The following is a 14,206-nucleotide window of genomic DNA, read 5'->3' as shown; positions in this document are numbered from 1 at the left end:
TTGGGGAATAGATCGATAGTCTTGCGGTTAGCTATTCGCATCAATGTATTTTTTAATTTCCCCAAGATACTCTCCGATTACTGGAACATTAAGAAAAAGACTAAGAATGTAGCCTAATAAACCAAGGACTACAAATGTTCCGAGAGATAATCCAAGTCCCCGAGATATACCGGCCATCAGGTTTGTGATGATTCTTTTTTTCGGATCTGAATAGTTGTCGAGAATGTCTTTGAATTCTGATTTTTCCAGGGAGTGAGCGATCTTATCAAGACGACTGTTTAAGCGTTTCACTTCATGTCGCAACTCGAAAGGATGCTCATCAATTTCATAAGGTTTTGTTTGGTTATTTGAATCTGCCATGCGCCATCCCTGCTTTCTATAGCCCGAACGGGCATTAATTAAATGTCTAGTTGTATCTGCTGATGTGAATAAAGGTATAACTAAACAACAGCCAGCTGCGGTCAGCTGGCTGTTGTTTGTTAAAGTGATAGCTGCATGATGCCGCAGATTAGTAATTGGATTTATAGGAGGATTTTACATCCTCTTTCGCATCCTTAGCCTGATTGGCAACCTCTTTAGAGGATGCTTTGGCTTCATCAGCTACGTCTTTAGAGGCGTCTTTAACATCCGAGCTTACATTGCTTGAGGCTTCACTTACAGTGTCACCAATTTTACTTCCAGCCTCTTGAAGAGTGGCGGCAATCTGTTGTTTGCTGTCACTGACAGTGGTATAGATATCAGAGGCTTTATCTGATACCGTACTAGCCAAATCGGTTGCTTTTTCGCCAACGGTTGTCGCAATAGCTTTGGTTTTGTCAGTTACGGCACCAGCAACTTCTTTGGTCTTGTCTGTAGCTAGAGAAAGTTTATCTGACAGATCACTGCGCATTTCACGGCCAGGCTTTGGTGCAAATAGCAGGGCTGCTGCGGCACCAATTAAGCTACCAATAAAGATACCTTTTAATAAGCTGCTTCCGTTCTCTACTTCATGTTCTACGTTACTCATCACCAATCACTCCTTATAATTTATCTTACTTCGTATATAAACTTTGGCGTATGGGCTGAAACAGTTGAAGAGCAAGGGGGAGATTACGGGAGGTTAAGGGAGGATACGGTAACCTAGATGGCTTTAGGTCATATAAACGGCGTTTTTGAGGCTTTATCAGTATTTGTTTATGCGCAAAAAGAAGGGCGAAGACAGGCTGTGATATGCAGCATATGTCTCCATCCTTCCACGATTGAATTTAGAGTGTTACGGATTAATCATTAACGGCTTGAAGTACCGCATAGCCGAATTCAGGCAGATTCAGATGCAGCTGGGATGTGGAGGTTTCAGTCCGCTTCTGCGTCTTTAGGTTAACCCATATCGTGTCTGCCCCGGTTACAGGAATGACGACTTCGGCCATAACATCTTCATTGTTCAATACGATTATGAACCGGCTTTGTTTGTCCCACCGCTCATATACAAGCAGCCTTGGATAACCCGGAATCTCCAGCGCTTTAAATCCACTGCTCCGGAATGCGGAATGAGATTTACGAAGGCTGATCGTCCAGCGATAGTATTCGAGCAAATCTTGATTCTGTTTCTGGGGGTCCCACTCCATACATTTTCGGTTGTCCGGGTCGTATCCGCCATCCATGCCGATTTCATCGCCATAATAAATACAGGGTGCTCCCTGAAAGGTCATCTGGAACAAAACGGCCAGCTTTAACTTCCTGATGTCACCGCCACAAAGTGTCAGGAAACGAACTGTATCATGGCTGTCTAGCAGATTAAAGGCGGCTTCCGTAATTTGTTGCGGATAATTCGCTAGCATAGTAGCAACCGACTGAGAGAATTGTGCAGCATTGATCTGTCCGTGAGCGAAAAAATTAATTTGAATATTCGTTAACGGGTAATTCATAACGGCGTCAAATTGATCGCCAAGCAGCCACGGCAAGGAATCATGCATGATTTCTCCTACGAGATAGGCTTCTGGATTAATGCCTTTGATCGTACTGCAGAATTGCCGCCAGAACGAATGGGAGACTTCATTTGCGACATCAAGCCGCCAGCCGTCTATACCGATTTCCTCGATCCAATAGCGGCCTGCATTCAGTAGATATTCTATGACTTCAGGATTCTCAGTGTTGAATTTAGGCATGATAGGCTCAAATGCAAAGGTGTCATAGGTGGGAATTCCGTCGATGACCTGTGGCGGCCACTCGCGTACATGGAACCAATCCGCATAACGCGAAGATTGCCCGTTCGCGAGCAGATCAACAAATGGCGGGAAGGTATGGCCGCAATGATTAAAGACACCGTCCAGGATGACACGGATGCCTTTGGAATGACAGGAGTCCACAAGCTCTTTCAGCAATGTATTGGTGCCAAAATGAGGATCGACCAAGTAATAATCTTTTGTATCGTATTTATGATTGGTGGTTGCCGCAAATAAAGGATTAAAATATATAGCATTGATGCCCAATTCACAGAGATAATCCAAATGATCTAGTACACCCTGCAAGTCTCCTCCGAAGAAATTCCGAGGACTCGGCGTACCGCCCCATTCCAGTACATCTGTCGGATCGTTGGTGGGATCACCATTTGCGAAACGCTCCGGGAATATTTGATAAAATACTGCATCTTTCACCCATGATGGAGGAGAGTGCACATCTTCACGATTCAAAAATGGAAAGTCGAATAAGCCCTCATATACAACAGCAGGTGGCTCTGGATAAAATCCTTTTTCCAAAAAATAAAGAACTTCGTCTTTGTCATAAAGTGCAAAGTAATACGCGAGTCTGCGGTAAACGGGACGGACGGAGGCTTGCCAGTAATCGAACAAGCCGTCAGAAGTGAGGCGCTGCATTGGAATGACCTCATGCGTTTTGTCCCAGCCAAATTTATCTCCACAGAAAAGATCGATCTGTGATACGTTGTCCCGCTTAGTTCTTATGCGAATATGAAGTGTAGACTCATCGTAGGCATATGACCAATTTTGTCCCATACGGTGATAAACGGCTTCCGGTTGAATCATACTCATTTTCCATCCCTTCGGGCATGTAAACGCAAAAAAGGGCCAACCTCATGATTTTCAGAGGTTGAACCCTTGGCGGTTTCATTGCCTTTAAATTTGTCTGCATCTTACCATAACCCTCAAGAGCAAAGCAAGAGGTTATTTCACAAGAATTTACAATATGGAATATTTAGTATGTGGTAGGGATAAAGAGAAAATAAAAGAAAAGATAAGATAAACTTTGTTAAACCGTCTTGTTTGGACTTATACTCTGATTGCAATCAAAATTATGGATATTATAGAATGAGGGCGAACGAACTTGATTTTTTATAACACGCATTCAAATTAAAGGCACTGTTACCTGGAAAGGTACAACCTCGGCACTTTGTGCAAATGAGGTTGTACCTTTTTTATATGCTTTTTTTCAATGCGGGTTAGGTTTAATCACTCATGAACGAAGGGGAGATGAGCAAATGAAGAAGAGTAAACGTTCCAAAATGCAAGCGGTAACATTTAGTTTAGTCCTATGCCTGCTGTTAACTTTGACGGTCACCGCATGCGGTTCAGGCAATGGGAACTCCGCATCAAAGCCGGATTCGAGTCCGAATTCCGCAGTGAACGAGCCGGGGGGAACCACAAATGAGACAAATACTTCCGGAGAGAATACCACCGATGAGGAAATGAAACCAGAAGCAGGGGCCAAACTGATGGTCTGGGAAGCCAAGGAGCAGCTTGAGTACATGAAGCAGGTTGCTGCTGATTTCGAAAAAGAATATGGGGTTCCCGTCACGGTTGAGGAAATGGCAGGTGGTGATCAAGGCGCAAGACTGGCGACGGATGGTCCGTCTAAACTTGCTGCTGATGTGTTGACTCTGCCCCATGACCAAATCGGGCAAGCCGTAAAAGCAGGGCTGCTTTTGCCAAACGATGTTTTTGAGGAAGAAACCAAATCAACGATGGTGGCAACAGCTGTTCAGGCATCGTCTTATGATGGCATTCTTTACGGTTATCCTAAATCGGTAGAAACCTATGCGCTGTTCTACAACAAGGACCTGATTCCTGACGCTCCTAAAACGTGGGATGATGTGATTGCTTTTGCAGATACGTACAACAATCCGAAGGAAAACAAATTCGCAATCATGTGGGAATTCGTCGGATATTACAGCTATCCGTTTATTGGCAGCTTCGGGGGATATATTTACGGAGACAACAATACGAATTTCAAGGATATTGGATTGAACAATGAGGGCACTATCAAAGGATTTACGTTTCTGCAGAGCCTCAAAAAAATTCTGCCTTTGAATGCAGGAGATATCACTTATGACGTGAAAACACAGTTGTTCCAAGAAGGTAAGCTGGCAATGAATATCGACGGACCGTGGTCCATAGCGGCGTTTAAGGAAAATGTTAACCTGGGTGTGGCGCCTCTTCCAAAGGGACCTGACGGTCAAGACAGTCTTTCTTTCTCCGGTGTGAAATCGTATTATGTCAACTCATATACGGATTATCCGGTCGCAGGCCGTTTGTTCGCACATTTTGCAAGCAACAAGGAGAATCAGCTTAAGAACTTTGAGATGACGGGAGCGATTCCTGCGAGTATAGAAGCTGGAGAAGCCCCGGAAATCAAAGATGACCCTATTATTGGCGGATTCTTCGAGCAATTCCAAAATTCCGTTCCAATGCCTTCCGTTTCAGAAATTAAATCGGTCTGGGAACCCCTAAAAGCAGCGTTTGTGTCCCTGTGGAACGACTCGAATCTTGATGTTAAACAGACGCTGGATCAGACTGTAACCACGATTCAGGCCGATCTGGAGTCGAAGTAAAGGGCAGGTGATTTATCCATGAGGAAAAAAACAGGCGCAGCGCTACTCTCGGCTATTATTCCGGGACTGGGCCAGTTCTATAACGGGCAGTGGCTGAAAGGCTTGGTATTCCTGCTGGTGGGGTCTGCTGGAATCTACTATATTGCTCATGATCTGATGGGACATTTGCATGGCTTAATTACGCTTGGGGAATTTCCAAGCCGTATGGTCAAGGTAGGCAAATTAACCCGGATGGTGGAAGGCGACCATTCCATTTTTATGATGATCAATGGTCTAATGGCATTGCTGGCGCTGCTCTTTTATACAGCATTTCATTTATTAAACATCAGAGATGCATTCCTAGTTGGAGCTGCACGGGACCGGAAAGAGCCCATTCATTCATTCGCTGAATCGCTCAGAGCTATGGGGCGGAGGAATTTTGCCTATCTTGTCCTCGCGATTCCCTTTGTGGCCGTGGTTTTTTTGACGATATTGCCACTTGTTTTTTCGGTGCTACTGGCGTTTACGAACTATGCCGACCCGATTTTACCGCCAGCACATCTGGTGGACTGGGTAGGTTTCGGTAATTTTAATAAAATGCTTAGTCTGGATGTCTGGAGTTCCACCTTCGGTGGAGTGCTGACTTGGACCTTGATCTGGGCGGTTATTGCTACTGCGACGACTTACATTGGAGGTGTGCTCATTGCAGTACTTATTCACCAGCCCCGTGTCCGCTGCAAAAAGCTTTGGCGCACACTTCTGATCGTTCCGTTCGCTATTCCCAATATGATTTCTCTGCTCGTCATGCGCAATATGTTCAATAATCAATTCGGACCGATCAATAGTTATTTAAGAGCCTTGGGACTGGAGGGTGTGGCCTGGCTAACCAATCCTTTCTGGGCTAAGGTCACTGTAATTCTGGCTAATATGTGGATCGGCATACCGGTGACCATGATTCTGGCCTTCGGGGTGCTGACAACAATTCCGAAGGATATGTATGAAGCGGCAGAAGTAGACGGTGCTGGGTCATTTTATAAATTCCGCATGATTACGCTGCCCATGGTATTGTTCGCAACCGCACCTATCCTGATTATGCAGTTTGCCGGCAACATTAACAGCTTTAATGTCATTTATCTAATGACTAACGGAGAACCGGTTAATCCCAACTACCAGTACGCGGGCCACACTGACCTGCTGGTGACTTGGCTTTATAAACTGGCGCTGAACCAGTCGCAGTACAGCTTTGCTTCTGTCATCGGGATTGTCATCTTCCTGATGGTCGCGACATTCTCCATCTGGAGCTACCGGCGGACGCGATCCTTTAAAGAGGAGGATATGATTGCATGAAGCTAAGACTGACGGAAGCTTTCAAAACGTTTGGAAGCCATTTATTGCTGATTGTGCTCAGTTTTATTAGTCTTTTCCCAGCCTTCTGGATTATTATGTCTTCGTTCAAAACAGGAAACAGTTTGTTCAGTGACTCATTGATTCCTAAGAATTTTACCTTTGTTCATTACAAGGAACTGTTTGAGCAAACTAAATATTTGTTATGGTTCATGAATACGCTAAAGATTGCGGCGTTGTCTACGCTGCTCGGCACCTTTTTGCTGCTGCTGACTTCGTACGCCATTTCTCGTTATCGTTTTACGGGCAGAAAAACTACACTAACCGCGCTGCTAGTTCTGCAGATGTTTCCGGGATTTATGGCTATGATTGCAGTTTACGTACTACTGAACACACTTGGGTTATTGAATTCTCATTGGGCACTTGTGCTCGTGTATAGCAGCGGCGCTATTATCACGAATGTTTTTGTGGCTAAAGGTTTTTTTGATACGATCCCTAAAAGCTTGGAAGATGCTGCGCGAATGGATGGGGCGAGCCATATGAAAGTATTTCTTTCTATCATGATCCCGTTATCTAAACCGATGCTCACCTATGCCAGCCTTATGATTTTCAACGGCTGCTTTGTGGATTTTATATTCGCCGACCTTGTATTGCGCACGGAGGATACAAGAACGCTCGCCGTTGGGCTTTACCGGATGGTGAACCAAAGCAACTCAACCGAGTTTACGTTGTTCGCTGCCGGAGCGGTATTGGTCGCTCTCCCAGTCACGCTGCTGTTCATTTTCCTACAGCGTTTCTTGGTGGATGGTCTCACCGCAGGTGCAAGCAAAGGATAAGGTGAACTGCGCTACCTTTGTGAAGCTACGCTGAATTCCATAAAAAACCGCTTTCTACTCGGAGATCAAGGTTCTGAGAAGGAAGCGGTTTTTTATATTTTATCCGGTTTCTAAAATCTTCTTGGTGTGGACAGGATTGAAGAATAATGAAAATAGGAGTAGAATTCCTCATGGAACCAACACTTAAGGGAGTTTGTGGAGTACTCAAAAATCCCCGGAGCACGGGGTTATTTTCTAGCATTTATTAAATGAGAATACTAATAAGTCCTTGTGAGTTATAGAGCATCTAGAGAAAAGAGGAGAGATATCATGGAAACCGTATTAGTACGAGAGTATCGGGCGGATTTGCTGGAATGTGTCCATAGTGGTCATATTGCCATCGTAGGAGAGAACGGAAATTTAAAGGGGTATGCAGGTGATCCGGAATTTGTATCGTTCACCCGTTCAGCTGCTAAACCCCTTCAGGCTATTCCAGGCGTACGTGGAGGGATTGTGGAGCATTACGGCTTTACACCCGCAGAGGTTGCCCTGATGACCGCCTCTCATCGGGGAGAGAGCTACCATGTAGCTGCGTTAGAGAGCATATCCTCCAAGATTGGCATCGATGAGCAACAAATGATCTGTGCAACGAGTTACCCGCTGGATTATTCCAGCAGGGAGAACGCCATTCGTGGTGCGGGCAAAAGAAAGTTCTATCATAACTGTGCGGGCAAGCACATGGGTATCTTATCTTACAGTAAGCTCAAAGGTTTGCCGCTTGAAGAATACTCACAGCCGGAGCAAACGGTGCAGCGTGAGATTATCGACACCATTGCTTATATGGCTGGTGTGGCCCCAGACAGTATCGGTTTAGGTACGGACGGATGCGGGCTGCCGGTGTTTGCTCTGCCTCTGACCGCCTTGGCGACAGCCTATTTGAGATTAGCGAATCCGGATTTGATTGCAGATGAAGCTACTCGCAAAGCGGTTACTACTATTACAACGGCAATGAATGCTTATCCGGAGATGGTTTCTGGATCTGGTCGCCTTGATTCTATTCTTTTGGAAGATGATAATATTATTGCTAAGGGTGGATTTAAGGGTGTATATTGCTTCGGCTTACGCCGTGAGCGACTGGGGATTGCCTTCAAGATTCTGGATGGGTCGGAAGAAGAGTGGGGACTTATTGTACAGGGAATTTTAAACCAAATTGGTTATAGTCAGAAAAATACCATGGAAAAGCTGCGTAATGCATTTTCAGGCGTGATTTACAATGACGGGGGTACACGAGTAGGCCATGCGGATACCGAGTTCAAGCTTAATTTCATAAAGTAGGATCATATAAAAAGAGCCCTTCGACTACGAATCCATCTTCTGGATACGCAGCGAAGGGCTTTTTTCTACGAGAAGCGGTGGTCATCTTTAAAGGACGGCAACATCGTTTCTTCTTGTATAGGGAGAACTATTATTTATGACGTAGACGGCCGAGTTCGGAGACGAGTGCTTCCACCTGAGAAATACTCAGTCTGTCGCTGCCCATGGCTACCTCATATACATCATAGATATCTTCATAATGATCTACTGAAAAAGCGGAGGCTTGCATCGCCGCGGCACTGGCCATTTTTAATTTGTTTTTGATAGCCTCGATCATATACTCAACATTTTCCTGACTAGGCTTTGTTAAATCCATTAGGTTAAAACATCCTCTCTGTATACTGATTCATGTATTTTACCATGTTTGGCAGCTTGACCACCATTTTTTTGTCGGGTTCACTGAAATCATGTTAAATTAAAGGCATGAGATCAAAAATATCATCGAAGGGAGGAAATGTATTGGCAATCAGAGAACAGGGAAGCGGAAAACGCATTAAAATGGACGATGCTGGACTGGTGTCCTTTTTTATGGAAATAGCTGCTCTGCATTCCGCCGAGGAAGTCACGTTTCTTTGTATCGGAACAGATCGATCTACAGGAGATGCACTCGGTCCGTTGACGGGCAGCAAACTTGTGGAATATGGCTTCCGACATGTAATCGGTACGTTGCCGTCTCCTTGCGATGCAGATAATTTGGTGGCCAGAGTGGCTGAGATTCCCTCCGGGCATATTGTAGTTGCGGTAGATGCTTGTCTGGGTCCTCCGATCGCGCTTGGATATTACTTCGTTTCGAGTGAGCCACTGCAGCCTGCACAATCGGTGGGGGCAAATCTTCCAGCCGTAGGTCACTATAGTTTGGCGGCCGTTGTAGATATGAATGGCCCGAAACCCTATAGAACGTTGCAGACCACTCCACTGCATAGAGTGATGGTTATGGCAGAACATATCGCTATAGCGGCAGCAAAAGGATTCGGACTCCAGTAGTACCCATTGGGCACTTAAAAATAAGTTGTCCGTTTCAAGGCGGGCTGTTTTGCTTAATAATAGATATTAGACACATTATCTTAGTATTCTAGAAAGAGGGAAGCAGCCATGGAAAGAGTTCGTTGTGACGGAAGCAATATATGCTACAGTGATCAGGGGAAAGGCGAAGTTATTGTATTGCTGCATGGCTTTTGTGGAAGCGCTGAATATTGGGAACAAGTCATTCCTGTCTTAAGCAGCGGCTACCGAGTGATTGCTCCCGATTTACGTGGTCACGGGGCTTCGGAAGCTCCATTAGGACCTTATAGTATTGAACAAATGGCAGATGATGTTCTGGGTCTGTTAGATTCGCTGGAGATTGCTGAATGCATCATGCTTGGTCATTCGCTTGGCGGATATATTACGCTATCGTTTGCTCAGCGTTATGCTTCGCGATTGAAGGGCTTTGGATTAATTCATTCTACTGCTTATCCAGATAGTGAAGAAGCTAAGGAAAAACGACTGAAGAGTGTCAGCGCGATTCAAAATGAAGGGATTACTCCTTTCGTAGACAGCTTCGTACCAGGATTGTTTGCTGAAGCAACCGCTTCTGCATCCCCACAGCTGCTGGAGCGCGCTAAAGAAATCGGTTACAAAACGCCTCCACAAGGAGCGGCAGGAGCTGCACTGGCGATGCGTGAGCGTCCAGATCGACGGGATGTAATTACGGCCACTACGTTGCCGGTATTGCTTGTTGCTGGCGAGCAGGATGGATTGATCCCTGCTGAACGAACCTTTACTGCGGATAAACCGAATATAACGCAAGCAACGATATTGGGTGCAGGCCACATGAGTCTGTTTGAAGCTCCTGAACGGTTAGCCGAGATCATAAAGGATTTTGTTCAGGCTTCCGTTTTAGACAATAGCCGCGTATAAAAAATCATCTACAAAGAGGCAGCACGGCGCCATTCTGGCGTGTGCTGCCTCTTTTTTTTAGGTCTATCTAATGATCTGGTATTCTCCTTAACTGGCATAGAATTCGGCAATGGTTTAAGATAAATCAATAGAATAACTTAAGTGGTCTGAGTCCTGAATTTTTGCTACCACAGTACGGAAAAGGAGGAATTGCATGTTTCGAAGAGACTATATTGTCCGGATGATCGAAGATATGACGGCGATGGTTGCCAAGGTATTTTCTCTGAAGCAGGAACGGAAGACGACAGAAGCTTTATGGGAAATCGATGAGCTATTGAACCGGCATTTTCCGCTGAATTCACGTCTTTTAAATTCACTATCCGTAGAAGATATCATAGATATGTTTCGTTTTGGCGGTGTGGTTGAGTCCGATAAGCTTCAAGGTCTGGCCAAACTGCTGAAGGAAGAAGGCAGCATTTATGCGGCAAATGGCGATAAGGATGCAGCATTATTTAGAAGTATGAGAGCCTTACATTTATATTTGTACGCGGATCTTCACGGAGCAGACCGGGAGCTGCTGCATATGACTCAGGAAATGGATGAACTCTTGCAGGATGTGCAGGCCTATCGGCTCCCGGCTAAAACGGAGCGGCTACTGTTGGAGTATATGGAGTCGGTAGGACGATATAGCAAAGCGGAGGACAGCCTCTACCGGCTGTGGGAGCAAGGAGAAGATGTTGTAATAGAAGGGGATAAGCTATACAATCGGCTGCTGCTCAAATCATCTGCAGAATTGGAACAAGGTGCCCTTCCTCTGGAGGAAGTAGAGCAGGGGTTAAAAGAGTGGAGCAGGATAACAGCGATACGAAAGGAATCAGGAACCTGATGAATACGATGAATATCCCTTTATATATTATCGATGCTTTTGCAGAACAGGCTTATTCAGGCAATCCTGCGGCGGTATGTTTACTGGAGTATCCCGTGGATGAAGGTTATATGCAGAAGACAGCAGCGGAAATGAACTTGTCAGAGACAGCTTTTCTTTGGCCAGAGGAAGATGGATATCGCCTGCGCTGGTTTACACCTAAAGTTGAGGTCAAGCTATGTGGTCACGGGACTCTAGCAAGTGCGCATGTACTATGGGAGAGCGGATTGCTAGCTCCTGATATGGAAGCAAGGTTCTATACACGCAGTGGGTTGCTCAGAGCTTCTCGTTCAGGAGATTTGATCTCACTGTACTTCCCGCCTTATCAGCTTCAACCCTCTCCTGTAATTTCAGGTCTCGCAGCAGCGCTTGGTATTGTAGAAGCGAACGTAGTGGAAACTATGCGATATGCTGACAATGTGCTTGTACGACTGGATCAGGAAGCCCGGGTTCGCGAACTCAGCCCTGACTTCGGAGCTTTATCCGGGCTTGAAGGGAGAGGCTTCGTGGTTACCGCAGAAAGCTCTAGCGAGGGTATTGATTGTGTATCACGCTTTTTTGCGCCGAAGGTAGGAGTGAATGAGGATCCGGTTACAGGCTCAGCGCATACTGCACTGGCACCTTTTTGGGCGGAAAGACTCAATCGTACGCAGTTGACCGCTTATCAAGCTTCGAAACGTGGAGGTTTGCTTCAGTTAGAGATAAGTAAAGACGAGATTAAGATGTCTGGGCGAGCATTAACTATAGTTAGTGGAGAGCTGCATGTTAAGCCCTGCTAGAACAAGGAACGCCCTTTGTTAACACGTGATATAATGAACGATGATGGTTAGGAGACATAGATTCTCCATTTTTAATCCCGAAAGTGAGATGTGCGTTGTGGAATCTTTAACAGCTCTAATTGAACAACTAATTAACGACCGTACTTTGATTACGGCTACCCTAAGTCAAGTGCGTTATAAAGGCGAAAATTGTACCAAGGTGCAGGTTAAACCTGTTGAACTAAAGGGGAAGCTGCATTATCAGTTTGCGTCCTATATTGGTACAAAGGTAGAACATCGTAACGTACCCGCAGAATTAGCGGCGGAAGAGATCTCTCTTTTATTTAGAGAAACGTATCGGCAAGGTTTGTTGTGTACAGTAGAAGCCGATTATCAGGTGCTTATTAGCAAAAAATTCAAAGTATCAATCCTAACCAAGTCTCCAAGTAAAAAAGAAGAGCCGGATCTAGCTCACAACCGTCGCAAACGTTATGTGCTGGAGGATGGAGAGCCTGTGCCATTTCTGGTGGAGCTTGGAATCATGAATAAAGAAGGCAAAGTGCTAGCCAAAAGATATGATAAGTTTCGGCAGATCAATCGTTTTCTGGAGATGGTAGAGGACGTGCTTGCCGATCTGCCAACAGGCCGTCCGTTGACGATTGTGGATTTTGGCTGTGGGAAATCATATTTGACCTTTGCACTGTATCACTATCTGACCGTTCGCAAGAAGCGGGAGCTTAATATCATTGGATTAGATTTAAAAGCAGATGTGATTGAGCATTGTAACGAACTTGCTGCCAAAATCGGTTATGATCACTTGAAGTTCTTCGTGGGTGACATTGCCGAGTATAATGAGCTGGAGCAAGTGGACATGGTGATCACACTTCATGCTTGCGACACAGCTACCGATGCTGCCCTTGAAAAAGCAGTACGTTGGGGAGCGTCTGTAATTTTATCTGTGCCTTGCTGCCAGCATGAATTATTCGCACAAATCGAAAATGAAGTAATGAGCCCTATGCTTTCGCATGGCATACTGAAAGAGCGTTTTTCTGCCTTGGCTACAGATGCCATTCGGGCCAAATTGCTCGACATGATGGGCTATAGCAGCCAACTGCTGGAATTCATCGATCTGGAGAATACACCAAAGAACATTTTGATTCGTGCCGTTAAGAGCTCAGCCGGGGACAACTCCGTCAAATGGCGCGAATACACCGCATTCCGCGATTTTCTGGGAGCAAAACCCTACCTCGAACGCGTATGCGCCGATCTGCTTCCTGCTGAGAGTTCGGTAGAAGGGTAGAGGGCATTAAGGTAGAAAGCGTAGAACGGTAGGACTGTAGGACTGCAGCATGGTAGAACGGTAGGACTGTAGAATGGGCACTTATAGGTGCAGGCTAATTCGATCAGTTGCACTTTTTACAACTATATAGCTTTTTTGATGGGGAATTGGATGGCGCAGCTAGTGCGATCTAATGGTTAGGACGCTACGGCTATTGTGATCTAGTGGTTAGGACGGTGCAGCTAGTGCGATCTAATGGTGAGTTGGTTTAGTTGTACTTTGTGCAACTAAATATGCTCTGAAGCTGCGTTTTAGTGATTTAGTTGCACTTTGTACACTTAAAAATGAACGATATTCCACATATGGTGGGATTCTTGAAAACTAGTTGCACAAAGTGCAATTAAAGTGGAAGTAAGCAGCAAAAGCACGGGATTAGCTGCACTTTTTACAACTATATAGCTTTTTTTGGATGGGAATTTGGATAGTACAGCTAGTGCGATCTAATGGTGAGTTGGTTTAGTTGTACTTTGTGCAACTAAATATGCTCTGAAGCTGCTTTATAGTGATTTAGTTGCACTTTGTACACTTAAAAACGAACAATACTCCCCATACGGCGGGATTCTCGAAAAACAGTTGCACAAAGTACAATTAAAGTAGAAGTAAGCAGCAAAAGCACGGGATTAGCTGCACTTTTTACAACTATATAGCTTTTTTGGATGGGAATTTGGATAGTACAGCTAGTGTGATCCAATGATGAGGACGGTACGACTAGTGTGATCTAATGATTAGGACGGTACGACTAGTGCGATCTAATGGTGAGTTGGTTTAGTTGTACTTTGTGCAACTAAATATGCTCTGAAGCTGCTTTATAGTGATTTAGTTGCACTTTGTACACTTAAAAACGAACAATACTCCCCATACGGCGGGATTCTCGAAAAACAGTTGCACAAAGTACAATTAAAGTAGAAGTAAGCAGCAAAAGCACGGGATTAGCTGCACTTTTTACAACTATATAGCTTTTTTTGGATGGGA

Annotated in this window: 13 protein-coding genes; 9 read left to right on the top strand and 4 right to left on the bottom strand. The window is 45.0% G+C overall.

What is annotated here, in order from left to right; genetic code table 11:
- Positions 1 to 27 precede the first annotated feature (27 nt).
- The 3 genes from MKZ09_RS29190 to MKZ09_RS29180 all read right to left on the bottom strand — a co-directional run bounded on the left by MKZ09_RS29190 (position 28) and on the right by MKZ09_RS29180 (position 3,026).
- Complete coding sequence (locus tag MKZ09_RS29190; protein ID WP_036680215.1) at positions 28 to 360, bottom strand: DUF5665 domain-containing protein; 333 nt, start codon at positions 358 to 360, stop codon at positions 28 to 30.
- Positions 361 to 508: 148 nt separating this feature from the next.
- On the bottom strand, positions 509 to 1,006 hold the full coding sequence (locus tag MKZ09_RS29185; protein ID WP_038573324.1) for a YtxH domain-containing protein: 498 nt from the start codon (positions 1,004 to 1,006) through the stop codon (positions 509 to 511).
- A gap of 253 nt (positions 1,007 to 1,259) precedes the next feature.
- Positions 1,260 to 3,026, bottom strand: coding sequence for a glycoside hydrolase family 13 protein (locus MKZ09_RS29180; RefSeq protein WP_305953781.1), 1,767 nt, complete (start codon positions 3,024 to 3,026; stop codon positions 1,260 to 1,262).
- 446 nt (positions 3,027 to 3,472) lie between these two features.
- On the opposite strand from MKZ09_RS29180, the gene MKZ09_RS29175 reads away from it, so the two are divergent.
- From MKZ09_RS29175 to MKZ09_RS29160, 4 genes are all read left to right on the top strand, one after another.
- Entirely contained in the window at positions 3,473 to 4,822 is a 1,350-nt protein-coding gene (locus MKZ09_RS29175; RefSeq protein WP_232061461.1) for a sugar ABC transporter substrate-binding protein, read from the top strand.
- Between the two features lie 18 nt (positions 4,823 to 4,840).
- A complete protein-coding gene (locus MKZ09_RS29170; RefSeq protein ID WP_076206695.1) occupies positions 4,841 to 6,148 on the top strand; it encodes a carbohydrate ABC transporter permease in 1,308 nt (435 codons plus the stop codon).
- A complete protein-coding gene (locus MKZ09_RS29165; RefSeq protein WP_076206698.1) occupies positions 6,145 to 6,981 on the top strand; it encodes a sugar ABC transporter permease in 837 nt (278 codons plus the stop codon). The genes MKZ09_RS29170 and MKZ09_RS29165 overlap by 4 nt, the downstream gene beginning before the upstream one ends.
- A 309-nt stretch (positions 6,982 to 7,290) precedes the next feature.
- Positions 7,291 to 8,295, top strand: a complete 1,005-nt coding sequence (locus tag MKZ09_RS29160; protein ID WP_076136967.1) for an asparaginase — start codon at positions 7,291 to 7,293, stop codon at positions 8,293 to 8,295.
- A gap of 130 nt (positions 8,296 to 8,425) precedes the next feature.
- Here MKZ09_RS29160 and MKZ09_RS29155 read toward each other — a convergent pair whose 3' ends face one another.
- Complete coding sequence (locus MKZ09_RS29155) at positions 8,426 to 8,650, bottom strand: DUF1128 domain-containing protein (protein ID WP_036680203.1); 225 nt, start codon at positions 8,648 to 8,650, stop codon at positions 8,426 to 8,428.
- 143 nt (positions 8,651 to 8,793) lie between these two features.
- On the opposite strand from MKZ09_RS29155, the gene yyaC reads away from it, so the two are divergent.
- The 5 genes from yyaC to MKZ09_RS29130 all read left to right on the top strand — a co-directional run bounded on the left by yyaC (position 8,794) and on the right by MKZ09_RS29130 (position 13,195).
- On the top strand, positions 8,794 to 9,318 hold the full coding sequence (gene yyaC / locus MKZ09_RS29150) for a spore protease YyaC (protein ID WP_232061460.1): 525 nt from the start codon (positions 8,794 to 8,796) through the stop codon (positions 9,316 to 9,318).
- Between the two features lie 108 nt (positions 9,319 to 9,426).
- The gene (locus tag MKZ09_RS29145; RefSeq protein ID WP_076206701.1) at positions 9,427 to 10,233 is read left to right on the top strand and encodes an alpha/beta fold hydrolase; all 807 of its coding nucleotides are present in this window, start codon (positions 9,427 to 9,429) and stop codon (positions 10,231 to 10,233) included.
- Between the two features lie 193 nt (positions 10,234 to 10,426).
- Positions 10,427 to 11,098, top strand: a complete 672-nt coding sequence (locus tag MKZ09_RS29140) for a DUF6483 family protein (RefSeq protein WP_076206703.1) — start codon at positions 10,427 to 10,429, stop codon at positions 11,096 to 11,098.
- Entirely contained in the window at positions 11,056 to 11,916 is an 861-nt protein-coding gene (locus MKZ09_RS29135; RefSeq protein WP_305953782.1) for a PhzF family phenazine biosynthesis protein, read from the top strand. Before MKZ09_RS29140 ends, MKZ09_RS29135 begins: the two co-directional genes overlap by 43 nt.
- An 88-nt stretch (positions 11,917 to 12,004) precedes the next feature.
- The gene (locus MKZ09_RS29130) at positions 12,005 to 13,195 is read left to right on the top strand and encodes a class I SAM-dependent methyltransferase (RefSeq protein WP_081389078.1); all 1,191 of its coding nucleotides are present in this window, start codon (positions 12,005 to 12,007) and stop codon (positions 13,193 to 13,195) included.
- Positions 13,196 to 14,206: the final 1,011 nt, after the last annotated feature.

Origin of the sequence: Paenibacillus sp. FSL R5-0908, from assembly GCF_038006245.1 — a bacterium.
Taxonomy (GTDB): Bacteria; Bacillota; Bacilli; order Paenibacillales; family Paenibacillaceae; genus Paenibacillus_AQ; species Paenibacillus_AQ odorifer.
The sequence above is the reverse complement of the archived record's forward strand: the minus strand, read 5'-3'. Positions and strand labels throughout refer to the sequence as shown.

Bases quoted from the DNA above. Each gene is read 5' to 3' on its own strand.
- MKZ09_RS29190 (WP_036680215.1), bottom strand. From the start codon at position 360: ATGGCAGATTCAAATAACCAAACAAAACCTTATGAAATTGATGAGCAT.
- MKZ09_RS29185 (WP_038573324.1), bottom strand. From the start codon at position 1,006: ATGAGTAACGTAGAACATGAAGTAGAGAACGGAAGCAGCTTATTAAAA.
- MKZ09_RS29180 (WP_305953781.1), bottom strand. From the start codon at position 3,026: ATGAGTATGATTCAACCGGAAGCCGTTTATCACCGTATGGGACAAAAT.
- MKZ09_RS29175 (WP_232061461.1), top strand. From the start codon at position 3,473: ATGAAGAAGAGTAAACGTTCCAAAATGCAAGCGGTAACATTTAGTTTA.
- MKZ09_RS29170 (WP_076206695.1), top strand. From the start codon at position 4,841: ATGAGGAAAAAAACAGGCGCAGCGCTACTCTCGGCTATTATTCCGGGA.
- MKZ09_RS29165 (WP_076206698.1), top strand. From the start codon at position 6,145: ATGAAGCTAAGACTGACGGAAGCTTTCAAAACGTTTGGAAGCCATTTA.
- MKZ09_RS29160 (WP_076136967.1), top strand. From the start codon at position 7,291: ATGGAAACCGTATTAGTACGAGAGTATCGGGCGGATTTGCTGGAATGT.
- MKZ09_RS29155 (WP_036680203.1), bottom strand. From the start codon at position 8,650: ATGGATTTAACAAAGCCTAGTCAGGAAAATGTTGAGTATATGATCGAG.
- MKZ09_RS29145 (WP_076206701.1), top strand. From the start codon at position 9,427: ATGGAAAGAGTTCGTTGTGACGGAAGCAATATATGCTACAGTGATCAG.
- MKZ09_RS29140 (WP_076206703.1), top strand. From the start codon at position 10,427: ATGTTTCGAAGAGACTATATTGTCCGGATGATCGAAGATATGACGGCG.
- MKZ09_RS29130 (WP_081389078.1), top strand. From the start codon at position 12,005: ATGTGCGTTGTGGAATCTTTAACAGCTCTAATTGAACAACTAATTAAC.